The sequence below is a fragment of the Streptomyces sp. NPDC017095 genome (genome assembly GCF_044332325.1).
Classification (GTDB): Bacteria; Actinomycetota; Actinomycetes; order Streptomycetales; family Streptomycetaceae; genus Streptomyces.
The window spans coordinates 46,365-72,909 of sequence record NZ_JBIROU010000018.1; the positions used below are offsets into that span (position 1 = coordinate 46,365).

The window sequence follows — 26,545 nt, forward strand, 5'->3', positions numbered from 1 at the left end:
GTCCGGGCCAACCGGGGCGCGAGGGAGTGGTCGGCATGGCGGGCACGGGCGGCGGACGGCCGAGCGTCTACCCCACGCTGCTGTACGCGGACGCGAAGGCCGCGATCAGACAGCTCACCACGGCCCTGGGCTTCACCGAGCTGACGGTGTACGAGACGGAGGACGGCACGGTGCTGCACGCCGAGCTGGTCCAGGGCGGCGGCGCGGTGATGATCGGCTCCAGGGGCCGCGGCGGTCCGTTCGACACGGCGCTGGCGGACGCGGGCCCCGCCGGGGTGTACGTCGTGGTGGACGACGTGGACGCCCACCACGAGCGGGCCGTGGCGCACGGCGTGGAGATCCTGATGCCCCCGACCGACCAGGACTACGGCTCACGGGACTACCTGGCCCGGGACGTCGAGGGGAACGTCTGGAGCTTCGGGACGTACGCCCCCGAGATCGGGAGCTGAGCCGTCCCGCCTCCGGTCATCCCCCGGTGTGCACCTGGAACGCGGCCCGGCGCACGGCCTTGGCCAGGGCCGGGTCCGGGTGGGCGGCGGCGAGCGCGACCAGGACCTGCACGGTGCGCGGGTGGCCGACGGCGCGGACCTCGTCGAGCAGCTGGGGCACGGTCGGCTGCACCGCGGACTCCAGGTGCCGCACCAGCATCGGCGCCTCGCCGTGGTCGGCGACGGCGGCGGCGGTGTCCACCCACAGCCAGGTGGCCTCCTCGCGGGTGAGCACCTCATGGGCGTCCTCCGGGTCGACGCCGTCGTGCTCGGCGAGCCACAGCAGGGCGTACGGCCGCAGGACCGGCTCGTCCACGACGGCCCGTACGTCGGGCTCGGCGGGCGCGCCGACGACGCGCAGCGCCTCGAAGGCGAGCCCGCGCAGCAGGGCGTCGTCGCCGCGGGCGGCGGCGACCAGCTCGGTGACGGCGCTGCCGACGGGGCGGGCGGCGAGCCAGGCGCGGTACTCGGCACGGGCGGCGTTGGGGCGGAGCTGGGCGCAGCCGCGGAGCATGTCCTCGGCGGACTGCTCGATGTTGCCGGCCGGGCTCTGCGCGGCCACGCAGATCTGCTCCAGCTTGACCCACACCGCCCAGCTGCCCAGCGGGGTGAGCGTGGCCTGCCCGGAGCCGTAGGTGAGGGCGCCGACCGCGGCGAGGGCTCCCAGCGCCCAGTCGAGCAGGGGTGCGAGCGGGGCGTCGGCGGGTGCCGGGGCCGCGGGGACGGGGGCGCCGGCAGGCCGGCCGGTGCCGGGCTCGTAGGCGACCTCGCAGCGTTCGGTGCGCAGTTCGGTGACCCGCTGCTGGAGCAGGTCGAGCAGCTGCTCGACGGGGACCGGCCCGGCGGACAGCTGGAGGAGGGAGAGCACCTGGGGCATGGCCGAGACGACCTCGGCGACGGCGGCCGGTTCGTGCCCGTCCGGTTCGGGACAGGCGAGCGACCAGGCGTCGAAGAGGGCGACCCAGCCGCGCAGTACGGCGCTGTCGTCGCGGTCCCAGGCGCGCAGCCGCCAGCCGGGGCGGGCCCGGTCGCCGTGCACCTCGACCAGTCCGGCGAGGCGGGCGGTGTCCCAGTCGGCGCAGATCTGATCCGCGCTCAGGCCGAGGTCGGCGGCGGCGCGTTCGGCGGTCGCGGCGGACAGGGTGGCCTTGCCGTCGGCGGTGGCGCCGTCGCGGCCGGGGCCGAGGGCGGCGTCGGCCCAGCGGGCGACGCGGACCGCGCCGGCCAGTTGGGCGCGGGCCATTCCGGCCAGTTCCGCGGGGGCGGGCGTGCCCTCCGGCGGCCGGGGCGCGGGGCGGCGCGGGCGCCGCTGGTCCACGGCTCTGGGGGCGGCGGCCAGGGGTCGAGAGCGGACGAGTCGGAGCCTGGAGTCGCGCGGGATACGGGACGTCACGGGTGCAGTCTTCCGGTTGACGGTCCGAAAACCCAAACGGAATGTCACGGCGGGCGACGGGACTGGCCAACGCACGGCGTCCGAAAGGGGCGGGACGGGCGTGATCCGGCCAGCCGCACCGCCTTGCCGGCCTTAAGCGGAATGCCGCGCACCGGCGCTGCGGACCGTGGCACCGGGTGCCGCGCCGACGGCCTCCCGGCCCGCCGCCGACGGGCCGGGAGGCGGGGCCGGGACGCGGTGGCGGGCGGCGGTGCGGGCCGGGACCGCCGGTCACATCAGCGGGGTCAGGAAGCGGCGCAGCCGTTCCTCGTACTCCTCGGGGTCCGCGTTCCACATCGCCGCGTGCGGGGCGTGCGGGACGGTGTGCAGGGCGACGAGGTCGGGGCGGCGCCGGGCCAGCCGGCGGGAGTACTCCCATGGGGCGACCTCGTCGTCCGGGCCGTGGACGACCAGGGTGGGGACCCGGAGCCGGTCGGTCCAGGCGGCCTCGGCGGCCCGGTCGGCGTGCAGTCCGGCCCGGCCCTGCGCGGCCCGCACGGCGAGCGGCAGCAGCGGCCGCGGGGTGTGCCGGGCCCTGGCCAGGGCGTGCAGCGTGGCCGCCCAGTCGAGCACCGGCGAGTCCAGGACCAGCCCGGAGACACGGTCGCGCAGCGCGGAGTGCGCGGCGGCGCGCAGGACCATCGTGGCGCCGGTGGACCAGCCGAGCAGGACGACCCGGCGGGCGCCGTAGCGGACGGCGTAGCGGATCGCCGCCTCGACGTCCCGCCACTCGGTCTGGCCGAGGTGGTTGAGGCCGTCCGGCGGGCGGGGCGCGCCGAGGTCGCCGCGGTAGGCGAGGGCGAGGACCGGCAGCCGGCGGCCGTGCAGGAAGCCCATGACGTTCAGGGCGTGTTCCCGGGTGGTGCCGAGCCCGTGCACGGCGATCACCCAGGTGTCTCGGTGGCCGGGCACGAACCAGGCGGGCAGCGCGCCGAGTTCGCCGGGCACGTCGACGTCGGCGTGGTCGAGGCCGAGGGCGCTGGCGGGGTTGCCGACGTACAGGTTGGGGGTGAGCCAGGCCGCGTCACCGGCCGCGAAGGTGCCGTGGGTGACGCGGTCCAGACGCCGTACGACGGTGTCGGCGGTGTGCTCGGCCGACTCCAGGACCGGGCCGACGACCGCGTGCGAGCCGTCGCCGGCCAGGCCGTAGACGCCGGGGCGCAGGGTGGCCAGGTCGCGGGTGAGCGTGATCCCGCCGGCGCCCGCGCCGTGCACGGTGAGCCGGGGCTCGGTGGGCAGCGGGCGGCCCGCGGGCGCCCTGAGCGCGGCGTCGCTGGCGAGCCGGCCGGCGACCACGGAGGCCGTGCCGGCGGCCAGGACGGCGGTGAGTCCGGCGGCGGTCGCCTTGGCAGTGCGCACGGCACCAGTGTCGTGGGGGCCGCGGCCGGCGGCCAGCGGAAGGCCGGCCGGGAGTGACGGACGGTGGCGGCCGGGCGGGCGGGGCGCCGGCCGGGCGCGCCGCGGCCGGGTGCCGTCGCCGGCCGGGCGGACCAGGCCGGTCAGGGTTTTCAGGTAGGAGGGCAAGGAGCGGGACGGGGCGGGCAGGGGCGTGCGGCGGGGGAACGCGTCGCTGCTCGGCAAAGGGGTCACCTCCGTTGGCCGTACCCCTTCAAGCGTGCCCCGGCCTCCTCCAGTTGTGCCTCGGTCAGCAAAGTCGGTGTCAGACCGGGCACCGCCGACGCCGTCAGCCACAGCCGGCACATCCACTCGAGCTGCGCGGTGCGGTCGTAGGCCTGGTCGAGGGTGGCGCCGTAGGTGACCGTGCCGTGGTTCTGCAGCAGGCAGCCGGAGCGGCCGGCCAGGGCGCGGAGCATGTTCCCGGCCAGTTCGCCGGTGCCGTAGGCGGCGTAGGGCGCGACCCGGACGGGGCCGCCGAGCGCGGCGGTCATGTAGTGCACCGGCGGCAGTTCGGCGACGAGTGTGGAGACGGCGGTGGCGTGCACGGCGTGGGTGTGCACGACCGCGCGGGCGTCGGTGGTGCGGTAGACGGCGAGGTGCATGGGCAGTTCGCTGGTCGGGCGGAGCGTGCCGAGCACCTGGCGGCCGGTGAGGTCGACGCCGGTGAGGTCGGCGGGCGTGAGCCGGTCGTAGGGCACGCCCGAGGGGGTGACCAGCACGAGGTCGCCGAGGCGGGCGGAGACGTTGCCGGAGGTGCCGACCACCAGCCCGTCGGCGACCGTCCGGCGCGCCGTCGCGACCAGCTCCGTCCAGAGCCGCGCCATGTCCGGCGGTACGTCCTGCCGTGCCGCGACCGGCGGTACGCCCTTCCCTGCCGCGTCCGGCGGTACGTCCTGCCGGCCGTCGTCCGTGTGCCGCCGTCCGTCGTCCGTGTTCTGTCGCCGTTCAGCCATGTGCCGATCCTGCCAGCCGACCGCCGGGCGGGCGGAGTCGGCCGAACGGGCTGATTACGGTGCGAAACGCCTGAAATCTGCCCACATCGCGTGACCGACCGGCCTTCAATGATCCCGCTTGCCCACGGGGCGACCGCCGCCCGTGCGGGCGAGGGGCGCCCGAAGTCCGCCACCCCGGGAGACGCATGCCCCGCGACCACACCCTTGCCCGCCGCCGCGCCGGTGTCCTGGCGACGGCCACGGTGGTGGCCCTCGCCGTCACGGGCACCGCCACCGCGTCGGCCGGGCCGCCGGCGCCCGCCGAGGCTCCGGTGACCGCCGAGGCTCCGGCGGCCCCCGGGGCGACGGTGACTCCCAAGGTTCCGACTCCCGAGGCGAGAGTGACAGCCAAGGCGGCGGCCCCCGCGGCCGGGGTGACCGCCGGGGCCACGGTGGCGGCGGGCGCCCGGCCGGCGGCCGGGTTCCCGGGGCCGGCCGGGCCCGCGGAGCGGACCGGGTCGCTGCGGGCGCAGTCCCCGGCGGCCAAGCTGCCGAAGGGACCCAAGGGCCATGACGTCTCCTCGCACCAGAAGCGCGTGAACTGGCCGGCCGCCCGCTCCAAGGGCGCGCGGTTCGTCTACGTCAAGGCGACCGAGTCCACGACCTACCGCAATCCCTACTTCTCCGGGCAGTACACCGGCGCCCGTGACGCCGGGCTGCTGCGGGGCGCGTACCACTTCGCCCTGCCGGACCGGTCCTCGGGCACCCGGCAGGCGGCGTACTTCGTGGAGCACGGCGGCGGCTGGCGGGCGGACGGCTGGACGCTGCCGCCGGCGCTCGACATCGAGTACAACCCGTACAGCGCGACGCGCCGGTGCTACGGACTGGGCAAGGCACAGATGGTCCGCTGGATCCGCGCGTTCAGCGACGAGGTCAGGCGGCGGACGGGCCGGCGCCCGGTGATCTACACGACGACGCAGTGGTGGAAGCTGTGCACCGGCAACAGCCGCGCCTTCTCCAAGAACCACCCGCTGTGGATCGCCCGGCACGGCACCTCGCGGCCGGGCACGCTGCCCGGCGGCTGGCAGTACTGGACGTTCTGGCAGTACGGCGCGGCGGGCACGCTGCCGGGTGACCAGAATCTCTTCAACGGGACCCTGGACCGGCTGCGGATCTTCGCCCGGGACCGGTAGCCAAGGGGCGCCCGGCCCGACGGCACGAAGCGGAACCCGGGGCATGCGTTTCGGACACGCATGCGCCCGTCCCAGTTCATCTTCCGTTCACCCAGCTTGCCTACGTTCGACCAGCCAACGACCTCGAACGATTGCCTGGGTAAATGGAAAGCTTCTCGCTGATCCTCGCGATTGTGGTGGTAACCGCTCTCGCGTTCGATTTCACGAACGGTTTCCACGACACCGCCAACGCGATGGCCACCACCATCAGCACAGGCGCCCTGAAGCCCAAGATCGCGGTGGCCATGTCCGCCGGCCTCAATCTTGTGGGCGCCTTCCTCTCCGTGGAGGTCGCGAACACGATCTCCAAGGGTCTCGTCGACGAGAGCGGCATCCGTCCCGAGGTCATCTTCGCCGCCCTGGTGGGCGCGATCCTCTGGAACCTGCTGACCTGGCTGGTGGGCCTGCCCTCCAGCTCCTCGCACGCCCTGATGGGCGGCCTGGTGGGCGCCACCGTCGCCTCCGCCGGCTTCGGCGCCGTCCACGGCGAGGTGCTGGTCACCAAGGTGCTGCTGCCGGCCGTCGCCGCGCCGGTCGTGGCGGGCCTCGCCTCGCTGCTGGCCACCCGCCTCTCCTACGGCATCGGCGGCGGCGCCGACGACCAGGCCACCCGCAAGGGCTACCGCGCCGGCCAGATCGCCTCCGCCGGCCTGGTCTCCCTCGCCCACGGCACCAACGACGCCCAGAAGACGATGGGCATCATCACCCTCGCCCTGATCGCGGGCGGCGCCATCAGCCCCGGTTCCAACCCTCCCACCTGGGTGATCCTCTCCGCGGGTATGGCCATCGCGCTCGGCACCTACATCGGCGGCTGGCGGATCATCCGCACCATGGGCACCGGTCTGACCGACCTGGAGCCGCGCCAGGGCTTCGCCGCGCAGACCAGCGCCGCGACCGCCATCCTGGCCTCCTCCCACCTCGGTTTCTCCCTCTCCACCACCCATGTCGTCTCCGGCTCGGTGATGGGCGCGGGGCTCGGCCGCAAGGGCGGTGTGGTCCGCTGGTCCACCGCGACCCGCATGGCCGTCGCCTGGGTGCTCACCCTGCCGGCCGCCGCGCTGGTCGGCGCGGGCGCCGAGGCCGTCACCGGCCTGGGTGACGGGGGCACCGCCGCCGTCGCCGTCTTCCTGGTCGCCGCGAGCGCCGCGATCTGGAAGATCTCCCGCCGCGAGGTCGTCGACCACACCAACGTGGTCGCCGGGACCGAGGAGCCGGCCGGTGTGGTCACCACCGCCATCGCCGCGGTGACCCCGCCGCCCGCCGGCACGGTCACCGCCCACGTGCCGGCCCAGGCCGCCGGGAGCCTGACGGCCAGGGTCACCACGGACCTGACGCCCGCCGGTCTGGCGGCCACGGGTCTGGCGGCCACGATCCCCGCCCCGGCAGCCGAGCCGGCCCCGGCCGTCCCGCCGGCCGCCACGGTCTGACCCCGAGCACCCGGTTACTGAAGGAAGCATCCCCATGACAATCGACTGGGCGGCCCTCGGCTCCGTCTTCGGCGTCAGCGTCGCGTTCACGGTGGGCGTGGTGGCGCTGTTCACCCTCGGCATCAACGGCCTGTCCCGCCGCGAGCGGGCCGCGGCCCAGGGCGGTTCCGCCGCCTTCGCCGTCACCGGCGCCTACGTCTGCTTCGCGGCCTGCGCGGCGGCGGTGGCCTACGGCATCCACCTGATCATGGCCAAGGGCTGACCGCCGGTCCCCGGCCCCCGGTCCGCTCCCAGCGCCCCCGTTCGCCCCGTTCCTCCCGTACGCCCCGCTGAACCGGCGGGGCGTACGTGTGCTCGCGGGGCCCGTGCGGCAGGGTGCCCGCAGCCGTCCGGCACCCCGGCGATGTGGGCCTCAGCACAGTCGGGCATCCCAGGTCAAAGGCGAGTTGACGGCCGTTCCGGGCGCGTGGTGGACTGCCCAGGCCATCTACGGCGGCAGGAGAGGAAGCCGGTGCGAATCCGGCGCGGTCCCGCCACTGTCACCGGGGAAGAACCCCCGGGAGCCAGGAACTCTCACCGCCGATTCGTCGAACCAGGGCGTGGACACCCTGAGTGAGGACATGAATCGCCATGCTCGGCTGCCCGAGGACCCGTACCAGGACCGCTCCCGCGCCCACGGCCGGCTGAGCCGATGGGTGCCGATCGCACATATGCGTACGGTGCCGCCGCCGGCCTCCTCGGTGATCTGCTCCTCGGCGATCCGCGCCGCGGGCATCCGGTCGCCGCGTTCGGCCGGGCGGCCACGGCCGTGGAAGGCGCCTTGTGGCACGACCACCGCGGCTGGGGCGCCGTGCACACCGTCGTGTGCGCCGGTGGCGCCGTCGCTCTGGGCGCGCTGGCCGTCCGTGCCGTACGCCCCTGTCCCGCCGCCTCCGTCGCGCTGACCGCCGCCGCCACCTGGGCCGTGGTGGGCGGCACCTCGCTCGCCCGGGAGGCCCGTGCCGTCGGCCGCGCCCTGCAGGCGGGCGACCTCGAGGCCGCCCGCGCCCGGCTGCCCCACCTGTGCGGCCGGGACCCGCAGGCGCTGGACGCCGACGGCATCGCCCGGGCCGTGGTCGAGTCGGTCGCCGAGAACACCTCCGACGCCGTGGTCGGCGCGCTGGTGTGGGGAGCGGTGGCCGGGGTCCCGGGGCTGCTCGGGTTCCGCGCGGTCAACACCCTGGACGCGATGGTGGGCCACAAGTCGCCCCGCCACCGGCGCTACGGCTGGGCCTCCGCCCGCCTCGACGACGTCGCCGGCTGGCCCGGGGCCCGGCTGACCGCCGTGCTCGCCGCCGTGGCCGGACCCGACCCGCGGGGCGCCCTGCGCGCCTGGCGGGCCGACGCGCGCCGGCACCCCAGCCCCAACGCCGGTCCCGTGGAGGCCTCCTTCGCCGGCGCCCTCGGTGTCCGGCTGGGCGGCACGCTGTCCTACGGCGGCCGGGTCGAGCACCGGCCCGTGCTCAACGGCGGTGCCGGACGGCCGGTCCGGGTCGCCGACATCGACCGGGCCGTACGGCTCTCCCGCCGCGTCGGCCTGCTCGCCCTGGGCGCCACGGCCGCCGCGCGCGCACTCCTGAAGGGACGTGGGAAGTGAACGGTGGTCTCCTCGTGGCCGGTACCACCTCCGACGCCGGCAAGAGCGTCGTGACGGCCGGTATCTGCCGCTGGCTGGTGCGCCAGGGCGTGAAGGTGGCGCCGTTCAAGGCGCAGAACATGTCCCTGAACTCGTTCGTGACGCGCCAGGGCGCGGAGATCGGCCGGGCGCAGGCCATGCAGGCCCAGGCGTGCCGGATCGAGCCGACCGCGCTGATGAACCCGGTGCTGCTCAAGCCCGGCGGCGAGCAGAGCAGCCAGGTCGTGCTGCTCGGCAAGCCGGTGGGCGAGCTGAGCGCGCGCGGCTACCACGGCGGGCGCCGGCAGCGGCTGCTGGGCACGGTGCTGGACTGCCTGGCCGAGTTGCGGGGCACGTATGACGCGGTGATCTGCGAGGGCGCGGGCAGTCCGGCCGAGATCAACCTGCGGCGGACCGACATCGTCAACATGGGTATCGCGCGGGGCGCGCGGCTGCCGGTGCTCGTCGTCGGCGACATCGACCGCGGCGGCGTCTTCGCCTCGTTCTTCGGCACGGTCGCCCTGCTCTCGCCCGAGGACCAGGAACTGGTCGCCGGGTTCCTGGTGAACAAGTTCCGCGGTGACGTCTCCCTGCTGGAACCGGGCCTGGAGATGCTGCGCGGCCTCACCGGGCGGCGGACGTACGGCGTGCTGCCGTTCCGGCACGGGCTCGGCATCGACGAGGAGGACGGGATGGGGGTCCCCCCGCGCGAGCGCAGCCGAGCGGGGGGGAGGGGCTCGCTGCGCGGCACGGTCCGCGAGTCCGCGGTGACTCCCCCGGTCGGCGCGGACGTCCTGCGGGTCGCGGTGTGCGCGATCCCGCTGATGTCCAACTTCACCGACGTGGACGCGCTGGCCGCCGAACCGGGTGTCGTGGTGCGGTTCGTGGACCGCCCGGAGGAGCTGGCGGACGCCGACCTGGTGGTGGTCCCGGGCACCCGCGGCACCGTGCGGGCCCTGGCGTGGCTGCGCGAACGCGGCCTGGCCGACGCCCTGGTCCGCCGGGCGGCCGAGGGGCGCCCGGTCCTCGGGGTGTGCGGCGGCTTCCAGATCCTCGGCGAGCACATCGAGGACGAGGTGGAGTCGCGGGCCGGCGCCGTGCCCGGTCTCGGCGTGCTGCCCGTCCGGGTGCGCTTCGCCCGCGAGAAGACCCTCACCCGGCCGAGCGGGACGGCCCTCGGCGAGCGGGTCGACGGCTACGAGATCCACCACGGCGTGGCCACGGTCACCGGCGGCGAACCCTTCCTGGACGGCTGCCGGGTCGGCCAGACCTGGGGCACCCACTGGCACGGCTCGCTGGAGTCGGACGGTTTCCGGCGGGCGTTCCTGCGCGAGGTGGCCGCCGCCGCGGGCCGCCGCTTCGTGCCCGCGCCGGACACCTCCTTCGCCGCGCTGCGCGAGGAGCAGCTCGATCGGCTCGGCGACCTGATCGAACAGCACGCGGACACGGACGCGCTGTGGCGGCTCATCGAGTCGGGCGCGCCGCAAGGACTGCCTTTCATTCCACCGGGAGCGCCCGCATGAGCACAGTGTTGTTGTTGTCGACCGCCGACACGGATCTGCTGGCGGCCCGGGCCTCCGGCGCCGGTTACCGTATCGGCAACCCGACCCGGGTCGACGTCGCCGAGGAGCTGCCGGGCCTGATCGCGGGCGCGGACCTCGCCGTCGTACGGCTGCTGGGCGGCAAGCGGGCCTGGGAGGACGGGCTGGCCGCGCTGAAGGCGTCCGGTCTGCCGACCGTGCTGCTGGGCGGCGAGGCCGTGCCGGACGCCGAGCTGATGGCCGAGTCCTCCGTGCCGGCCGGTGTGGTCGCCGAGGCGCTGAAGTACCTGGTCGAGGGCGGCCCCGAGAACCTGCTGGAGCTGTCCCGGTTCCTGTCGGACACCGTGCTGCTGACCGGCGAGGGCTTCGAGGAGCCGCGCCGCATGCCGGAGTTCGGCGTGCACGGCGCGTACGAGGTGCGAGACGGCCGGCCGACCGTGGGCGTGCTGTTCTACCGGGCGCACGAACTGAGCGGCAACACCGCCTTCGTGGACACCCTGTGCGCGGCGGTCGAGGCGCACGGCGCCAACGCCCTGCCGGTGTACTGCGGTTCGCTGCGCGGCGCGGACCCCGCGCTGTACGAGCTGCTGGGGCGGGCCGACGCGCTGGTGGCCACCGTGCTCGCGGCCGGCGGCACGCACGCCTCGCAGGCGTCGGCCGGCGGTGACGAGGAGTCCTGGGACATCGGGGCGCTCGCCGACCTGGACGTCCCCGTGCTACAGGGGCTGTGCCTCACCACCTCGCGGGCGGCGTGGGAGGAGTCCGACGCGGCCCTGTCCCCCATGGACGCGGCGATGCAGGTGGCGATCCCGGAGTTCGACGGCCGGCTGATCACCGTGCCGTTCTCCTTCAAGGAGCAGGGCCCCGACGAGGTCCCGGTGTACACCGCCGACCCCGAGCGGGCCGCCCGGGTGGCCGGGATCGCCGTGCGGCACGCGCGGCTGCGGCACAAGCCGAACGCCGAGAAGAAGATCGCGCTGGTGTTCACGGCGTACCCGACGAAGCATTCCCGGGTCGGCAACGCGGTCGGTCTGGACACGCCCGCGTCGGCGGTCCGGGTGCTGGACGCGCTGCGGGACGCCGGGTACGGGGCGGAGGGCTACCCCGACAACGGCGACGAGCTGATCCACCGGCTCATCGCGGCCGGCGGGCACGACGTCGAGTGGCTGACCGAGGAGCAGTTGGCGGCGGCGCCCGCGCGGGTGCCGCTGGCCGACTACCGGGAGTGGTTCGCGACGCTGGACCCGGCCCTGCGCGAGGCGATGACCGAGGCGTGGGGCGAGCCGCCGGGCAGCCTGTACGTGGACGGCGACGACATCGTGCTGGCGTCCCTGCGGTTCGGCAACGTCGTGGTGATGATCCAGCCGCCGCGCGGTTTCGGCGAGAACCCGATCGCGATCTACCACGACCCGGACATGCCGCCCTCGCACCACTACCTGGCCGCCTACCGCTGGCTGGAGAACAGCTTCGGCGCGGACGCGATCGTGCACATGGGCAAGCACGGCACGATGGAGTGGCTGCCCGGCAAGGGCCTCGGGCTGTCGCGCGGGTGCGCCCCGGACGCGGTCCTCGGCGAACTGCCGCTGATCTACCCGTTCATCGTCAACGACCCCGGCGAGGGCACCCAGGCCAAGCGGCGCGGGCACGCCACCGTGGTCGACCATCTGGTGCCGCCGATGGCGCGCGCGGACACCTACGGCGACCTGGCCAAGCTGGAACAGCTCCTGGACGAGTACGCGCTCGTCTCCGACCTGGACCCGGCGAAGGCGCCGGCCGTCCGCGCCCAGATCTGGACGCTGGTGAAGGCCGCCGAGCTCCACCACGACCTGCACGTGGACGAGCAGCCGGACGAGGACGCCTTCGACGAGTTCGTCATGCACATCGACGGCTATCTGTGCGAGATCAAGGACGTGCAGATCCGGGACGGCCTGCACATCCTCGGCGGCGGGCCGGTCGGCGAGCCGCGGGTGAACCTGGTGCTGGCCGTGCTGCGCGCCTCCCAGGTGTGGGGCGGCCGGGCGGGCGCGGTGCCCGGACTGCGGGCCTCGCTCGCGGCCCGGTTCGGGCTGGACGAGAAGGAGTTGCTGGCCGAGCCGGGCGCCCCGGTGAAGGTGCCGGCCGAGCTCACGGACCTGGTGGCCGGTCCGGCCCGGACCGGCGCCGACGCGATCGACCTGCTGGAGCAGCTGTGCCGGCGGATCGCGGAGGGCATGGAGGCGCGGGCCTGGGACCGCGCGGTCGTGCCGGCCGTCCTGCGGGGCGTGCTCGGCGACGACGTGCCCGCCGCGGTCGCCGTGCTGGAGTTCGCGTGCGACGAGGTCGTACCGCGGCTGGCCCGCACATCCGACGAGATCGGGCACATCCTGCGGGCCCTGGACGGCGGGTACGTCCCGGCGGGCCCGTCCGGGTCGCCGACGCGCGGCCTGGTCAACGTCCTGCCGACCGGCCGCAACTTCTACTCGGTCGACCCCAAGGCGATCCCGTCCCGGCTGAGCTGGGAGGTCGGGCAGGCGCTGGCGGACTCGCTGGTGCAGCGGTACCTGAGCGACACCGGGGCGTACCCGAAGTCGGTCGGCCTGACGGTGTGGGGCACCTCCGCGATGCGCACCCAGGGCGACGACATCGCGGAGATCCTGGCGCTGCTGGGCTGCCGCCCGGTGTGGGACGACGCCTCGCGCCGGGTGACCGGCTTCGAGGTGATCGAGCCGGCGGAGCTGGGGCGCCCGCGCATCGACGTCACGGTCCGCATCTCCGGGTTCTTCCGGGACGCGTTCCCGCACGTGGTCGGGCTGATCGACGACGCGGTACGGACGGTGGCGGAGCTGGACGAGCCGGCCGACGCCAACTACGTGCGGGCGCACGTGGAGGAGGACACCGCCGGTCACGGTGACCGGCGCCGCGCCACGGCCCGGATCTTCGGCTCCAAGCCGGGCGCGTACGGCGCGGGCCTGCTGCCGCTGATCGACGCCCGCAACTGGCGCTCCGACGCCGACCTCGCCGAGGTGTACGCGGTGTGGGGCGGCTACGCGTACGGGCGCGGGCTCGACGGGCGGGCGGCGCGCGGGGACATGGAGACGGCGTTCCGGCGGATCGCGGTGGCGGCGAAGAACGTCGACACCCGTGAGCACGACCTCGTCGACGCCGACGACTACTTCCAGTACCACGGCGGCATGGTCGCCATGGTGCGGCACCTGACGGGCGCCAGCCCCGAGGCGTACGTGGGCGACTCGGCCGTGCCCGACCAGATCAGGACCCGCACGCTGGGCGAGGAGACGCACCGCGTGTTCCGGGCCCGGGTGGTCAACCCGCGCTGGATGGCGGCCATGCGCCGGCACGGCTACAAGGGCGCCTTCGAGATGGCGGCGACCGTGGACTACCTGTTCGGGTACGACGCGACGGCCGGGGTCGTGGACGACTGGATGTACGAGAAGCTGAGCGCGGAGTACGTCTTCGACCCGGAGAACCGGGACTTCATGCGGCAGTCCAACCCGTGGGCGCTGCGCGGCATCACCGAGCGGCTGCTGGAGGCGGCGGACCGCGGGCTGTGGGCGGAGCCGGACGCGGAGACGCTGGAGCGGCTGCGCGCCACCTACCTGGAGCTGGAAGGCGACTTGGAGGGCGACCAGTGACCACCCCGTTTCCGTTCACGGCCGTAGTGGGCCAGGACGATCTGCGGCTCGCGCTGCTGCTGAACGCCGTGTCACCGGCGGTCGGCGGTGTGCTGGTGCGCGGCGAGAAGGGCACCGCCAAGTCGACGGCGGTGCGGGCGCTGACGGCGCTGCTGCCCGAGGTCGCCGTGGTACCGGGCTGCCGGTTCTCCTGCGACCCGGCCGCTGTCGACCCGGAGTGCCCGGACGGCCCGCACCCCGCCGGCGGCGGCACCGGACGTCCCGCGCGGATGGTCGAGCTGCCCGTCGGCGCCTCCGAGGACCGGCTGGTCGGCGCCCTGGACATCGAGCGGGCGCTCGCGGAGGGCGTGAAGGCGTTCGAGCCGGGCCTCCTGGCGCAGGCGCACCGCGGCATCCTGTACGTCGACGAGGTCAACCTCCTCCACGACCACCTGGTGGACCTGCTGCTGGACGCGGCGGCGATGGGCGCCTCGTACGTCGAACGCGAGGGCGTGTCGGTGCGGCACGCGGCCCGTTTCCTGCTCGTCGGGACCATGAACCCCGAAGAGGGCGAGCTGCGGCCGCAGTTGCTGGACCGGTTCGGGCTGACCGTGGAGGTCGCCGCCTCCCGGGAGCCCGACCAGCGCGTGGAGGTCGTCCGGCGCCGGCTGGCGTACGACGACGATCCGGACGCGTTCGCCGCGCGCTGGGCCGCCGAGGAGGCCGCCGTACGGCAGCGGATCGCGGCGGCGCGGAAGCTGCTGCCGCAGGTGCGGCTCGGCGACGCCGCGCTGCGGCAGATCGCGGCGACCTGCGCCGCGTTCGAGGTGGACGGCATGCGCGCCGACATCGTGATGGCGCGGACCGCCACCGCGCTGGCCGCGTGGGCCGGGCGCACCGAGGTGCTCGCGGAGGACGTGCGGCAGGCGGCGCTGCTGGCGCTGCCGCACCGGCGGCGCCGCAACCCGTTCGACGCGCCGGGCCTGGACGAGGACAAGCTGGACGAGACGCTGGAGCAGTACGCCGGCGAGGGCGACGACGACCCCGACCCCGACCCCGGTTCCGGGCCCGACGGACCCGGTGACGGCGGGCAGCCGGCGCCCGACGGCGGTCCGCAGGGCGACGGGGGCGCCGCCGCGCGGCCCGAGGCCGGCGAGGACGGGCAGCCGCAGGCGTCCGGCGGGACCGAGCAGTCGCCCGTCCGGGCCGCCGAGCCGTTCCGGACCCGGGCGCTGAGCGTGCCCGGGATCGGCGAGGGCGTTGCCGGGCGGCGGTCGCGGGCGCGCACCGAACACGGGCGGACCACCGGGGCCCGGCGGCCCCGGGGTGCGCTGACCAGGCTGCACCTGGCGGCGACGGTGCAGGCCGCCGCGCCGCACCAGCGGGCGCGCGGGCGGTCCGGGCCGGGGCTGGTGATCCGCCGGGACGATCTGCGGCAGGCGGCCCGGGAGGGCCGGGAGGGCAACCTCGTGCTGTTCGTGGTGGACGCCTCCGGGTCGATGGCCGCGCGGCAGCGGATGAGCGCCGTTAAGGGCGCGGTGCTGTCGCTGCTGCTGGACGCCTACCAGCGGCGGGACAAGGTGGGCCTGGTGACGTTCCGGGGGTCGGCGGCCGAGGTGGCGCTGCCGCCGACGTCGTCGGTGGAGGCCGCCGCCGCGCGGCTGGAGTCACTGCCGACCGGGGGCCGTACGCCGCTCGCCGCCGGGCTGCTGAAGGCGCACGAGGTGCTGCGCGTGGAGCGGCTGCGCGATCCGGCGCGGCGGCCGCTGGTGGTCGTCGTGACCGACGGACGGGCCACGGGCGGCCCCGAACCGGTGGCGCTCGCCGGGCGCGCGGCGCGGCTGTTCGCGGCCGAGCAGGTCGCCTCGGTGGTCGTGGACTGCGAGTCGGGGCCGGTGCGGCTGGGGCTCGCCGGGCAGCTCGCGGGTGAGCTGGGCGCCACCGCGGTGACGCTGGACGGGCTGCGGGCGGACGCGATCGCCGGACTGGTGAAGGACGTACAGGGCAGGAGGGCCGCGTAATGCCGCAGGGACAGCCGAGTGTCGTACCGCAGGACGGACTGACGACCCGCCAGCGGCGGAACCGTCCGCTGGTGATGGTGCACACGGGCGTGGGCAAGGGCAAGTCCACCGCCGCGTTCGGGCTCGCGCTGCGCGCCTGGAACCAGGGGTGGCCCATCGGGGTGTTCCAGTTCGTCAAGTCGGCGAAGTGGAAGGTCGGCGAGGAGAACGCGCTGCGGGTGCTCGGTGCCTCCGGGCAGGGCGGGACCGTCGCCTGGCACAAGATGGGCGAGGGCTGGTCCTGGGTGCAGCGGGACCTCCAGGGGGACAACGCGAGCAACGAGGAGAAGGCCCGCGAGGGCTGGGAGCAGGTCAAGCGGGACCTGGCCGCCGAGACGTACCGGCTGTACGTGCTGGACGAGTTCGCCTACCCGCTGCACTGGGGCTGGATCGACACCGACGAGGTGGTCGAGGTGCTGCGGCACCGGCCCGGCACCCAGCACGTGGTGATCACCGGGCGCAACGCGCCGCAGTCACTGGTGGACTTCGCCGATCTCGTCACCGACATGTCCAAGGTCAAGCACCCCATGGACGTGGGCCAGAAGGGCCAGAAGGGCATCGAGTGGTGACGTCGCCGGTGCCCCGGCTGGTCGTCGCCGCGCCCTCCTCGGGCAGCGGCAAGACCACCGTCGCCACGGGGCTGATGGCCGCGTTCGCCGCGCGGGGGCTCGCCGTGTCCCCGCACAAGGTCGGGCCGGACTACATCGACCCCGGGTACCACGCGCTCGCGACCGGGCGGCCGGGGCGCAACCTGGACGCCTACCTGTGCGGTCCGGAGCTCATCGCGCCGCTGTTCCTGCACGGGGCGCGGGGCTGCGACCTGGCCGTGGTCGAGGGCGTGATGGGGCTCTACGACGGGGCCGCCGGCCACGGCGAGCTGGCGTCCACCGCGCACGTCGCCAAGCTGCTGCGGGCGCCGGTGGTGCTGGTGGTCGACGCCTCCGCGCAGTCGCGGTCGGTGGCGGCGCTGGTGCACGGGTTCGCCTCCTGGGACCCGGAGGTGCGGCTCGGCGGGGTGATCCTGAACAAGGTCGGGTCCGACCGGCACGAGGAGCTGCTGCGGGAGGCGCTGGATTCCTCCGGGGTGCCGGTGCTGGGCGCGCTGCGGCGGGCGGTCCAGGTGGACACGCCGTCCCGGCACCTGGGACTGGTGCCGGTCGCCGAGCGGCGGGCCGAGGCCCTGGACGCGGTCGCCGCGATGGCCGCGCAGGTCGAGAAGGGCTGCGACCTGGACGCTCTGGCGCGGCTGGCGGCCAGTGCGGGTCCGCTGCCGGACACCGCCTGGGAACCGCCCGGCACCGCGGCGCGGCGGCGCCCGGTCGTCGCGGTCGCCGGCGGTCCCGCCTTCACCTTCTCCTACGCCGAGCACGGCGAACTGCTCACCGCCGCCGGTGCCGACGTGGTCGTCTTCGACCCGCTGCGCGACGAGCGCCTGCCCGAGGGCACCGCCGGGCTGGTCATCGGCGGGGGGTTCCCCGAGGTGTACGGCGCCGAGCTGTCCGCCAACGAGCCGCTGCGCGAGGCCGTCGCCGGGCTGGCCCGCTCCGGTGCGCCGGTCGCCGCCGAGTGCGCCGGGCTGCTGTACCTGTGCCGGGAGCTGGACGGCCGGCCGATGTGCGGGGTGCTGGACGCCACCGCGCGGATGACGGGGCGGCTGACGCTCGGCTACCGGGACGCGGTGGCCGTCGGCGACAGCGCGCTGGCGGCGGCCGGCACCCGCACGCGCGGGCACGAGTTCCACCGCACGGTGGTCGAGCCGGGCGCCGGTGCCGCTCCCGCCTGGGGTGTGACGGCCCCGGCCCGGCGGGTCGAGGGTTTCGTACAGCAGGGCGTGCACGCGAGTTATCTGCACACGCACTGGGCGGCCGCGCCCGGTGTCGCCCGTCGGTTCGTCGAGAGGTGCCGGACGTCATGAGCAGCAGGCTGGTCGGAGTCGGGGTCGGTCCCGGTGATCCGGAGCTGGTGACCGTCAAGGGGGTCAACGCGCTGCGGGCCGCCGATGTCGTCGTCGTACCCGTGCTGGACACCGGGGAGCGCGGCCGGGCCGAGGCGACCGTGGCGCACTACGTGCCCGGGGAGAGAATCGTCCGGGTGGTGTTCGCGCTGAACGAGCGGACCGACCGGGCCCGCCGGGAGGCGGCCTGGGACGCGGCCGGCGCCCGGGTCGCCGAGCTGCTCGCCCGGCACGGGAGCGTCGCGTTCGCCACCATCGGCGATCCGAACGTGTACTCGACGTTCACCTATCTGGCGCAGACCATCGTGGAGCTGGTGCCCGGTGTCGTCGTGGAGACCGTGCCCGGGATCACCGCGATGCAGGACCTCGCGGCGCGGTCCGGGGCCGTGCTGACCGAGGGCACCGAGCCGCTGACCCTGGTGCCGGTGACGGCCGGGTCCGCCGTGCTGAAGGAGGCGCTGGCCGGGCCGGGCACGGTGGTGGCGTACAAGTTCGGGCGGCAGGCCGCCGAGGTCGCCGAGGCGCTGGCCGAGACCGGCCGGCTCCAGGGCGCCGTGTGGGGTTCGGCGCTGGGGCTGCCGGAGGAGTCGGTGCGGCCGGCCGCCGAGCTGGACGGGACGCCGCTGCCGTACCTGTCGACGCTGATCGCGCCGCCGCGGCGGGACGGCGGCCGGGGCGGGAAGCTGTGACACCGCGCCCGTGGCCGGCCGGCTCAGCCGGAGACGCCGACCACCAGCCAGATGAACAGGGCACCGGCCACCGTGCACAGCAGGGTGGAGCGGGCCGGGTGCTCGTGGTGGGCCTCGGGCAGGATCTCGGCGGCGGCGAGATAGAGCAGGACGCCGGCGAAGAGACCGAGATAGCCGCCGAGCACGGGTGCGGGGATGTGCACGAAGACCGTGGACAGCGCGCCCAGCACGGGTGCGCAGGCGTCCGCGACGAGCATGCCGACGGCCCGGCGGCGGGCGTTGCCGTACAGGCTGGTGACGGTGAAGGTGTTGAAGCCGTCGGCGAAGTCGTGGGCGATCACGGCGAGCGCGACGGCCGTGCCCATGCCGCCGCCCACCTGGAAGGCCGCGCCGATCGCCACGCCGTCCATGGCGCTGTGGCCCACCATCGCGCCGGCCGCCGCGAGACCCACCTCGGGCGTCCGGTGCCGGCTGTCCTCGGCGCCGCCGTGGGCGGCCTGGCGCGCGGCCAGGGTGCGTTCCACCAGATGGGCGAGGAGGAACCCGGCCACGAACAGCAGCAGCGCGGCCGGGACGCCGAACAGCTCGCGGCCGGTGGTGTGCAGCGCCTCCGGCAGCAGGTCCAGGCCGACCACGCCCAGCATCAGCCCGCCGGCCAGGCCGAGGACCAGATGACGGCGGTCGGTCACGCGCTGCGCCGTCCAGCCGCCGGCCAGCGTCATCAGGAACGCGCCGAGCGCGACGAAGACCGCCATAGCCCCTTGCTATCGGATGCACCCGGGTTCCCGCACGTCCGCCGGCAACAACCGCAGTACTCGTAGGAGAGGACCGATTTCCCATGGCCGATGCCACCACCGGCAAGGTGACCTTCGTCGGTGCCGGCCCCGGCGCCGCCGACCTGCTGACGTTCCGGGCCGCACGGGCCATCGCGGAGGCCGACGTCGTGATCTGGGCCGCGAGCCTGGTCCAGGCCGAGGTCCTCGGCCACGCGCGGCAGGGCGCCGAGATCCTGGACTCGGCGGCCCTGTCGCTGGAGGACGTGGTCGCCGTGTACCGACGTGCGTTCGAGGAGGGGCTGAAGGTCGCCCGCATCCACTCCGGTGACCCGGCCCTGTGGGGCGGCACGCAGGAGCAGCTGGACCGCTGCGCGCAGATCGGCATCGCGACCGAGGTCGTCCCGGGCGTGTCCGCGTTCTCGGCCGTGGCCGCGCTGGCGCAGCGCGAGCTGACGATCCCGGAGGTCGCGCAGTCGGTGGTGCTGACCCGGCTGGGCGGCGGCAAGACGCCGATGCCGCCCGGCGAGGAGGTCCGCGAGTTCGCCCGCCACGGCACCACCATGGCGGTCTTCCTGTCGGCGGCGCGCAGCGGGCAGCTCGTGCGGGAGCTGCTGGAGGGCGGCTATCCGACGAGCACGCCGGTGGTGGTCGCGTACCAGGCGACCTGGCCGGAGGAGCTGATCGTGAAGTGCACGGTCGGGACGCTGGAGGAGACGGTCAAGGAGCACAAGCTGTGGAAGCACACGCTGTTCCTGGTCGGTCCGGCGCTTCAGGCCCACGGCACCCGCTCGCACCTGTACCACCCGGGTCACTTCCACGGCTACCGGAAGGCCGACCCCGAGGCGCGGCGGGAGCTGCGCGAGCGGAGGACGAAGAGTTGATCACGGTCGTGGGCACGGGGACCGGGGCGCCGGTTCCCGCGGACGCCGTGGCGGGGGCCGCGCTGGTGGCCGGCGGCCGGCGGCACCTGGACGCCGTACGGCTGCCCGAGGGCGCCTCGCGGGTCGTGCTCGGGCCGCTGGCGCCCGCGCTGGACACCATCGCGGAGTACGTCGGCAAGGACCTGCCGGTCACCGTGCTGGCCTCCGGCGATCCGGGGTTCTTCGGGATCGTGCGGGCGCTGGCCGAGCGGTTCGGTGCCGGGCTGCTGGACGTGCGGCCCGGCGTGTCCTCGGTGGCGGCCGCGTTCGCCCGGATCGGGCTGCCCTGGGACGACGCGGTCGTGGTCAGCGCGCACGGCCGGGAGCTGCGGACGGCGGTGAACGTGTGCCGGGCCCGGCCGAAGGTGGCCGTGCTGACCGGTCCGGGGGCCGGGCCCGCCGAACTGGGCGCGGCGCTGCCCGGGGACCGGGTGCTGGTGGTGGCGAGCGCCCTCGGCGACCCGGAGCGCGAGCGCGTGGAGCGGGTGACGGCCGCCGAGGCGGCGGTCCGGGACTGGGGTACGGCGGTGAGCGTGGTGCTGTGCCTGGACGAGGCGCGGGCGCTCGGCGCGGTGCGCACGGTCGCCGGGGTGCCCGGGGCGCCGGCGCGCTGGGCGCTGGAGGAGGACGCGTTCGCGCACCGGGACTCGATGATCACCAAGTTCGAGGTGCGGGCGCTGGCGCTGGCCCGGCTGGGGCCGCGCCTGGGCGACCTGGTGTGGGACGTGGGCGCCGGGTCGGGTTCGGTGGCGGTGGAGTGCGCGCGGCTCGGCGCGGCCGTCGTCGCCGTGGAGAAGTCCCCGGACGCGGTGGCCCGCGTCCGGGCCAACGCGGACGCGCACGGCGTCGGCGTGGAGGTGGTGCACGGCGCGGCGCCGCAGGCGCTGGCGGAGCTGGCCGGTGATCCGGACGCGGTGTTCGTCGGCGGCGGAGGCCGGGAGCTGCCCGCCGTCGTCGCCGCGTGCGCGCGCCGGGCGCGGCGGACGGTCGTCGTCGCCATGGCCGCGCTGGACCGGGTGCCGGCGGCGCGCGCGGCGCTGACGGACGCCGGGTTCGCCTGCGACGGCGTGCTGTTGCAGTCCTCGCGTCTTGCGCCGCTGCCCGGGGACGTGACCCGGCTGGCGGCCACCAATCCGGTGTTTCTGCTGTGGGGCGTGCGCGCCCCGGCGTTCAGTGAAGGAGTTGTCCAGTGATCGGCCTCATTTCCGCCACCGCGGCGGGGGCGGCGGCGCGGGACCGGCTGGCCGCGGCCTGGCCGGACCGCACGCGGGTGTACGAGGGTGCCGTCGGGGAGGCCGTGCGGGCCGCGTTCGCCGAGTGCGAGCAGCTGGTGTGCTTCCTGGCGACGGGCGCGGTGGTGCGGCTGCTCGCGCCGCTGCTCGGTGACAAGGCGGCCGACCCGGGCGTGGTCTGCGTGGACGAGGGCGGCCGGTTCGCGGTGTCGCTGCTCGGCGGGCACGGCGGCGGCGCCAACGACCTGGCCCGCGCGGTGGGCGGGGTGCTGGGCGCGGAGCCGGTGGTGACGACCGCGACGGACGCGGCCGGACTGCCCGGCCTGGACACGCTCGGGCTGCCGTACGAGGGTGCGGTCGCCGCGGTGTCCCGGGCGCTGCTGGACGGTGAACCGGTCGCGCTGGCGGCGGAGGTGGCGTGGCCGCTGCCGCCGCTGCCGCTCGCGCCCGAGGGCCCGTACACGATCCGGGTCACCGACCGGGACGCCGTGCCGGGCGAGCGGGAGGTGCTGCTGCGTCCGCCGTCGCTGGTGGTCGGGGTCGGGGCGTCCCGGGGCGCGCCGGCCGGCGAGGTCGTCGGCCTGGTCGAGGAGGCGCTGCGGGAGGCGGGGCTGTCGGCGCGGTCGGTCGGCGAGCTGGCCACCGTGGACGCCAAGGCGGACGAGCCGGGCATCGTGGCCGCCGCCGAGCGGTTCGGGGTGCCCCTGGTGACCTACTCCGCCGGGGAACTGGCGGGCGTGGAGGTGCCCCACCCGTCCGACGCGCCGCTCACGGCCGTCGGCACCCCGTCGGTGGCGGAGGCCGCCGCGCTGCTGCGGGGCGGTGAACTCCTCGTGCCCAAGCGGAAGTCGCGGCGCGCCGACGGACGGCCCGCGATGGCGACCTGTGCCGTGGTACGGCGGCCGGGCCGCGGACGGCTCGCGGTGGTCGGGCTCGGGCCGGGCGCCCGGGACCTGCTCACCCCGCGCGCCGCGGCCGAGCTGCGGCGGGCCTCGGTGCTGGTCGGTCTTGACCAGTACGTGGACCAGATCCGGGATCTGCTGCGGCCCGGCACCCGGGTGCTGGAGTCGGGGCTCGGCGCGGAGGAGGAGCGGGCGCGCACCGCGGTCGCCGAGGCCCGCGCGGGGCACGCGGTGGCGCTGATCGGCAGCGGGGACGCCGGCGTGTACGCCATGGCCTCCCCCGCGCTCGCGGAGGCGTCCGACGACATCGACGTGGTCGGGGTGCCCGGCGTGACGGCCGCGCTGGCCGCCGGCGCGGTGCTGGGCGCCCCGCTGGGCCACGACCACGTGTCCATCAGCCTGTCCGACCTGCACACGCCGTGGGAGGTCATCGAGCGCCGGGTGCGCGCGGCGGCCGAGGCGGACCTCGTCGTCACCTTCTACAACCCGCGCTCCCGGGGCCGCGACTGGCAGCTGCCGAAGGCGCTGGCGCTCCTCGCCGAACACCGGGAGCCGGCCACGCCGGTCGGTGTCGTCCGCAACGCGTCCCGGCCGGACGAGTCGAGCCGGGTCACCACGCTGGCCGCGCTCGATCCGGCGACCGTCGACATGATGACGGTCGTCACCGTCGGCAACACCGCCACCCGGATCATCGCCGGGCGCATGGTGACCCCGCGCGGCTACCGCTGGCAGGAGGAGGCCGAGTGAGCCGTGTCGTGCACCCCATCGAGCAGGAGTCCTACCGGCGGCTGCGCGCCCGCCTGGACACCTCGCACTTCCCGCCGCTGACCCGGGCGGTGGTGGAGCGGGTCGTCCACTCCGCCGCCGACCTGGAGTACGCGAGCGACCTCGTCATGGCCGAGGACGACCTGGTGCGGGCGCACGCCGCGCTGCACACCGGGGCGCCCGTCGTCGTGGACGTGCAGATGGTCGCGGCCGGCATCACCCGGCGGGAGACCGTCTGCCGGCTCCGGGACGCCGTGGCCGGGCCGGGTCTGACCCGGTCCGCGCACGCGATCCGGCTCGCGTACGAGCAGGTCGGCCCCGGTGCCCTCTGGGTGATCGGCAACGCGCCGACCGCGCTGGAGGAACTGCTGACCCTGGACGCCGACCCCGCGCTCGTCATCGGGCTGCCCGTCGGCTTCGTCGGCGCGGTGGAGTCCAAGGCCGCACTGCGCGCGAGCGGACTGCCGGCCGTCAGCAACGTGTCCGAGAAGGGCGGGTCGGCGGTCGCGTCCGCCGCGCTCAACGCCCTGCTGTACCACCCCGTTTCACACCCCGAGGAGACCTCGTGACCACCCCGCCCGCCCTGCTTATCGCCGGACACGGCACCCGCGACGACGCCGGCGCCGAGGCGTTCCGCGACTTCGTGCGGGAACTGGGGCGCCGCCGCCCCGGGCTGCCCGTCGCGGGCGGCTTCATCGAACTGTCCCCGCCGCCGCTCGGCGAGGCCGTCGCCGAACTGGTCGGACAGGGCGTGCGCCGGTTCGCCGCGGTGCCGCTGATGCTGGTGTCCGCCGGGCACGCCAAGGGCGACATCCCGGCGGCGCTGGCCCGCGAGAAGGAACGGCACCCGGGCATCTCCTACACCTACGGCCGCCCGCTGGGCCCGCACCCGGCGCTGCTGCGCGTGCTGGAGCGGCGGCTGGAGGAGGTGCTGGACGGCGTGGACCGCTCGGAGGTGACCGTGCTGCTGGTCGGGCGCGGCTCCACCGACCCGGACGCGAACGCCGAGGTGTTCAAGGCGGCGCGGCTGCTGTGGGAGGGCCGCGGGTACGCCGGGGTGGAGACGGCGTTCGTGTCGCTGGCGGCGCCGGACGTGCCGAGCGGTCTGGACCGGTGCGCCGCGCTGGGCGCCCGGCGGATCGTCGTCCTGCCGTACTTCCTGTTCACCGGCATCCTGCCGGACCGGGTGCGGCGGCAGACCGAGGAGTGGGCCGCCGCGCACCCCGCCGCCGACGTGCGGTCGGCCGACGTCATCGGGCCCGAGCCGGAGCTGCTGGACCTGGTGCTGGAGCGGTACGAGGAGGCCGTCGCGGGCGATCTGCGCATGAACTGCGACTCGTGCGTGTACCGGATCGCGCTGCCCGGGTTCGAGGACAAGGTCGGGCTGCCGCAGCAGCCGCACTTCCACCCGGACGACGACGGCCACCACCACGGCCACCACCACGGGGGGCACTCGCACAGCCATGCGCACTGAGGACCCCGGGCACGACCTGCGCCACCACGGGGACGCCGAGGTGCGCGACGGCGGGGCCGCGCTGGTGGACCTCGCCGTGAACGTCCGCGCGGACACGCCCCCGCCGTGGCTGCGGGAGGAGATCGCCGGCTCGCTGGCGTCCCTCGCGGCCTACCCGGACGGGCGGGCCGCGCGGGCGGCGGTGGCCGCGCGGCACGGGCTGCCGGTGGAGCGGGTGCTGCTGACGGCGGGCGCCGCGGAGGCGTTCGTGCTGCTGGCCCGGGCGCTCGAGGTGCGCCGGCCCGTCGTCGTCCACCCGCAGTTCACGGAGCCGGAGGCCGCGCTGCGGGACGCCGGGCATGCCGTGGAGCGGGTGCTGCTGCGGGAGCGGGACGGTTTCCGGCTCGATCCGGCGGCCGTGCCGCCAGACGCCGACCTGGTGGTGATCGGCAACCCGACCAACCCGACGTCCGTCCTGCACCCGGCGCGAACGGTCGCCGCGCTCGCCCGTGCCGGGCGGACCCTGGTGGTGGACGAGGCGTTCATGGACGCGGTGCCGGGCGAGCGGGAGGCGCTGGCCGGGCGCACCGACGTGCCGGGGCTGGTGGTGCTGCGCAGCCTCACCAAGACCTGGGGGCTGGCCGGTCTGCGCATCGGCTATGTGCTGGCCGCGCCGGAGACCATCGCCGCACTGGAGCGGGCCCAGCCGCTGTGGCCGGTGTCGACACCGGCGCTGGCGGCGGCGCGGGCCTGCGTGGCACCGCGGGCGCTGGCCGAGGCCGGGCACGCGGCCCACCGCATCGCCGGCGACCGGGCACACCTGGTGGCCGGCCTGACCGCGCTCGCCTCCCGGGGAGTGCGGGTGGTCCAGCCGGCGGAGGGACCGTTCGTGCTGGTCCGCGTGGACGGCGCCGCCGGCGTGCGGCGCCGTCTGCGGGAACTGGGTTACGCGGTGCGCCGCGGGGACACGTTCCCGGGGCTCGGCGCGGACTGGCTGCGGGTGGCCGTCCGGGACCGGGTGACGGTGGACGCCTTCCTGCGGGCCCTGTCGGCCGCCCTGGAGGTCCCCGCGCCGCCGGGCACCTGACGGAACCGGCCGCCTCCGGCCCGGCTGGAACCGGTGCCGGAGGGGCCCGGTGCCGGAGGGGCCCGGGGGTCAGTTCCTGCGGCGGCGGGCCAGCGCCAGCGCTCCCCCGCCCGCCAGCAGCAGGGCCACGGCGCCGCCGGCGAGGTACGGCGTGGCCGGGTTGCCGCCGGTCTCCGCGAGGTCGGCCTCGGCCGGGCCGCCCTGGGGGCGGACGTCGGCGGCCGGGTCGTGGCTCGGCACGGGCGTGCCCGTGGGCGGGACCGCCGGGGACTCGCAGCCGGCCCGGGCCAGGGTGAGCGTGCCCTCGACGTCGGCGACGTTGAGCTTCAAGGGGTTGACGGAAACCTTGAGTTCGAGGGCGGTCGCGGCGGCCGTACGGGTCGTGGTGGTCCGCTGGGACAGGTCGAGGCGGACCTCGCCGACGCCGGGCACCTTCACCTCGGCCGGGCCGCCGGCGGTGAGGGTGACGCGCCGGCCCAGGACGGTGACGGTGCCGAGGACGTTCGCCGCGGCGGTGGGTGCCTCGCCGACCGCGCAGGTGGCCTTCGCGGTGATCGCGTCGGCCTCGATCAGGGACAGCAGCGGCAGGCCGGGGACGTGCAGCCTGGCGTGGGCGATGCGGACGGAGCCCTCGGCGCGCCGGGCGGTGGCCGTGGCCTTCGACTCGGCCACGTCCGCGGCGAGCACCGTGAACGGCTTGCCGCCGTCGACGCCGTCGAGCCGGGCGGACAGCGCGGTGCGGTCGGCGCTCCGCGGGGCGTGGACCTCGTCGAGGGAGACCGCGAGCGGGACGTTCACGGTCTTGTTCAGCAGGGACACGTCGAGTGCGGTGCGCAGCACGACGGCGGAGGCGCTGCCGTGGCCGGTGGCCGCCTGCGCGGTGCCCGCGCCCAGGACGGCGGGCGCCGTGGTGAGGGCGGTGACCGTGGCGAGCGCGGCCAGCCGGCGTCCGGGCATGCGGAAGTCGTTGCGGTTCAAGGTGGTGGGACCCCCCA

22 protein-coding genes and 1 riboswitch are annotated in these 26,545 nt (G+C 75.8%); of the genes, 17 read left to right on the forward strand and 5 right to left on the reverse strand.

The window, feature by feature from the left end:
* Positions 1 to 35 precede the first annotated feature (35 nt).
* A complete protein-coding gene (locus tag ACH4OA_RS29375) occupies positions 36 to 449 on the forward strand; it encodes a VOC family protein (RefSeq protein WP_365883418.1) in 414 nt (137 codons plus the stop codon).
* A 16-nt stretch (positions 450 to 465) separates the two neighbouring features.
* Here ACH4OA_RS29375 and ACH4OA_RS29380 read toward each other — a convergent pair whose 3' ends face one another.
* The 3 genes from ACH4OA_RS29380 to ACH4OA_RS29390 all read right to left on the reverse strand — a co-directional run bounded on the left by ACH4OA_RS29380 (position 466) and on the right by ACH4OA_RS29390 (position 4,271).
* Positions 466 to 1,731 carry a hypothetical protein gene (locus ACH4OA_RS29380; RefSeq protein WP_397972235.1) on the reverse strand — a complete coding sequence of 422 codons (1,266 nt, stop codon included), beginning with the start codon at positions 1,729 to 1,731 and terminating at the stop codon, positions 466 to 468.
* A 420-nt stretch (positions 1,732 to 2,151) separates the two neighbouring features.
* On the reverse strand, positions 2,152 to 3,279 hold the full coding sequence (locus ACH4OA_RS29385; RefSeq protein WP_397941874.1) for an alpha/beta hydrolase: 1,128 nt from the start codon (positions 3,277 to 3,279) through the stop codon (positions 2,152 to 2,154).
* 227 nt (positions 3,280 to 3,506) lie between these two features.
* Positions 3,507 to 4,271, reverse strand: a complete 765-nt coding sequence (locus tag ACH4OA_RS29390) for a class II aldolase/adducin family protein (protein ID WP_397941832.1) — start codon at positions 4,269 to 4,271, stop codon at positions 3,507 to 3,509.
* A gap of 500 nt (positions 4,272 to 4,771) precedes the next feature.
* Between ACH4OA_RS29390 and ACH4OA_RS29395 the strand changes: the two genes are divergently transcribed.
* From ACH4OA_RS29395 to cobI, 10 genes are all read left to right on the forward strand, one after another.
* Positions 4,772 to 5,443: a lysozyme gene (locus tag ACH4OA_RS29395; protein WP_365882720.1), complete on the forward strand. Its 672-nt coding sequence runs from the start codon at positions 4,772 to 4,774 to the stop codon at positions 5,441 to 5,443.
* Positions 5,444 to 5,586: 143 nt separating this feature from the next.
* Positions 5,587 to 6,909, forward strand: coding sequence for an anion permease (locus tag ACH4OA_RS29400; RefSeq protein ID WP_397941831.1), 1,323 nt, complete (start codon positions 5,587 to 5,589; stop codon positions 6,907 to 6,909).
* Positions 6,910 to 6,943: 34 nt separating this feature from the next.
* Positions 6,944 to 7,171 (forward strand): hypothetical protein, encoded by a 228-nt coding sequence (locus ACH4OA_RS29405; protein WP_365882711.1) that lies wholly within the window; start codon positions 6,944 to 6,946, stop codon positions 7,169 to 7,171.
* A 190-nt stretch (positions 7,172 to 7,361) separates the two neighbouring features.
* A riboswitch (cobalamin riboswitch) is annotated at positions 7,362 to 7,503 on the forward strand.
* Positions 7,504 to 7,600: 97 nt separating this feature from the next.
* Complete coding sequence (locus ACH4OA_RS29410; RefSeq protein WP_397972146.1) at positions 7,601 to 8,545, forward strand: cobalamin biosynthesis protein; 945 nt, start codon at positions 7,601 to 7,603, stop codon at positions 8,543 to 8,545.
* Positions 8,542 to 10,086, forward strand: a complete 1,545-nt coding sequence (locus tag ACH4OA_RS29415) for a cobyric acid synthase (RefSeq protein WP_397941825.1) — start codon at positions 8,542 to 8,544, stop codon at positions 10,084 to 10,086. The genes ACH4OA_RS29410 and ACH4OA_RS29415 overlap by 4 nt, the downstream gene beginning before the upstream one ends.
* On the forward strand, positions 10,083 to 13,733 hold the full coding sequence (gene cobN, locus ACH4OA_RS29420) for a cobaltochelatase subunit CobN (protein WP_397972149.1): 3,651 nt from the start codon (positions 10,083 to 10,085) through the stop codon (positions 13,731 to 13,733). Before ACH4OA_RS29415 ends, cobN begins: the two co-directional genes overlap by 4 nt.
* The gene (locus ACH4OA_RS29425) at positions 13,730 to 15,733 is read left to right on the forward strand and encodes a putative cobaltochelatase (RefSeq protein WP_397941822.1); all 2,004 of its coding nucleotides are present in this window, start codon (positions 13,730 to 13,732) and stop codon (positions 15,731 to 15,733) included. Before cobN ends, ACH4OA_RS29425 begins: the two co-directional genes overlap by 4 nt.
* The gene (gene cobO, locus ACH4OA_RS29430) at positions 15,733 to 16,341 is read left to right on the forward strand and encodes a cob(I)yrinic acid a,c-diamide adenosyltransferase (protein ID WP_397941820.1); all 609 of its coding nucleotides are present in this window, start codon (positions 15,733 to 15,735) and stop codon (positions 16,339 to 16,341) included. Before ACH4OA_RS29425 ends, cobO begins: the two co-directional genes overlap by 1 nt.
* Positions 16,338 to 17,687, forward strand: coding sequence for a cobyrinate a,c-diamide synthase (locus tag ACH4OA_RS29435; protein WP_397972238.1), 1,350 nt, complete (start codon positions 16,338 to 16,340; stop codon positions 17,685 to 17,687). Before cobO ends, ACH4OA_RS29435 begins: the two co-directional genes overlap by 4 nt.
* Entirely contained in the window at positions 17,684 to 18,415 is a 732-nt protein-coding gene (gene cobI / locus ACH4OA_RS29440) for a precorrin-2 C(20)-methyltransferase (RefSeq protein WP_397972152.1), read from the forward strand. The genes ACH4OA_RS29435 and cobI overlap by 4 nt, the downstream gene beginning before the upstream one ends.
* Before the next feature lie 23 nt (positions 18,416 to 18,438).
* On the opposite strand, the gene ACH4OA_RS29445 is transcribed toward cobI, so the two are convergent.
* On the reverse strand, positions 18,439 to 19,170 hold the full coding sequence (locus ACH4OA_RS29445) for a ZIP family metal transporter (RefSeq protein WP_397941818.1): 732 nt from the start codon (positions 19,168 to 19,170) through the stop codon (positions 18,439 to 18,441).
* 83 nt (positions 19,171 to 19,253) lie between these two features.
* Here ACH4OA_RS29445 and cobM point away from each other — a divergent pair, with 83 nt between their 5' ends.
* Genes cobM through cobC form a run of 6 tightly spaced genes read left to right on the forward strand, consistent with a single transcriptional unit; the run spans position 19,254 to position 25,550 of the window.
* A complete protein-coding gene (cobM, locus tag ACH4OA_RS29450) occupies positions 19,254 to 20,072 on the forward strand; it encodes a precorrin-4 C(11)-methyltransferase (protein WP_397941817.1) in 819 nt (272 codons plus the stop codon).
* Positions 20,069 to 21,304, forward strand: coding sequence for a precorrin-6y C5,15-methyltransferase (decarboxylating) subunit CbiE (gene cbiE / locus ACH4OA_RS29455; RefSeq protein ID WP_397941815.1), 1,236 nt, complete (start codon positions 20,069 to 20,071; stop codon positions 21,302 to 21,304). The genes cobM and cbiE overlap by 4 nt, the downstream gene beginning before the upstream one ends.
* On the forward strand, positions 21,301 to 22,992 hold the full coding sequence (gene cobJ, locus ACH4OA_RS29460; RefSeq protein WP_397941813.1) for a precorrin-3B C(17)-methyltransferase: 1,692 nt from the start codon (positions 21,301 to 21,303) through the stop codon (positions 22,990 to 22,992). Before cbiE ends, cobJ begins: the two co-directional genes overlap by 4 nt.
* Positions 22,989 to 23,579 (forward strand): precorrin-8X methylmutase, encoded by a 591-nt coding sequence (locus ACH4OA_RS29465; RefSeq protein ID WP_397972154.1) that lies wholly within the window; start codon positions 22,989 to 22,991, stop codon positions 23,577 to 23,579. Before cobJ ends, ACH4OA_RS29465 begins: the two co-directional genes overlap by 4 nt.
* Positions 23,576 to 24,484, forward strand: a complete 909-nt coding sequence (locus ACH4OA_RS29470) for a sirohydrochlorin chelatase (protein ID WP_365876804.1) — start codon at positions 23,576 to 23,578, stop codon at positions 24,482 to 24,484. The genes ACH4OA_RS29465 and ACH4OA_RS29470 overlap by 4 nt, the downstream gene beginning before the upstream one ends.
* The gene (cobC, locus tag ACH4OA_RS29475) at positions 24,474 to 25,550 is read left to right on the forward strand and encodes an Rv2231c family pyridoxal phosphate-dependent protein CobC (protein ID WP_397941810.1); all 1,077 of its coding nucleotides are present in this window, start codon (positions 24,474 to 24,476) and stop codon (positions 25,548 to 25,550) included. The genes ACH4OA_RS29470 and cobC overlap by 11 nt, the downstream gene beginning before the upstream one ends.
* Before the next feature lie 69 nt (positions 25,551 to 25,619).
* Here the strand turns inward: cobC and ACH4OA_RS29480 are convergent, their stop codons facing one another.
* The gene (locus ACH4OA_RS29480; protein WP_397972157.1) at positions 25,620 to 26,528 is read right to left on the reverse strand and encodes an SCO1860 family LAETG-anchored protein; all 909 of its coding nucleotides are present in this window, start codon (positions 26,526 to 26,528) and stop codon (positions 25,620 to 25,622) included.
* Positions 26,529 to 26,545: the final 17 nt, after the last annotated feature.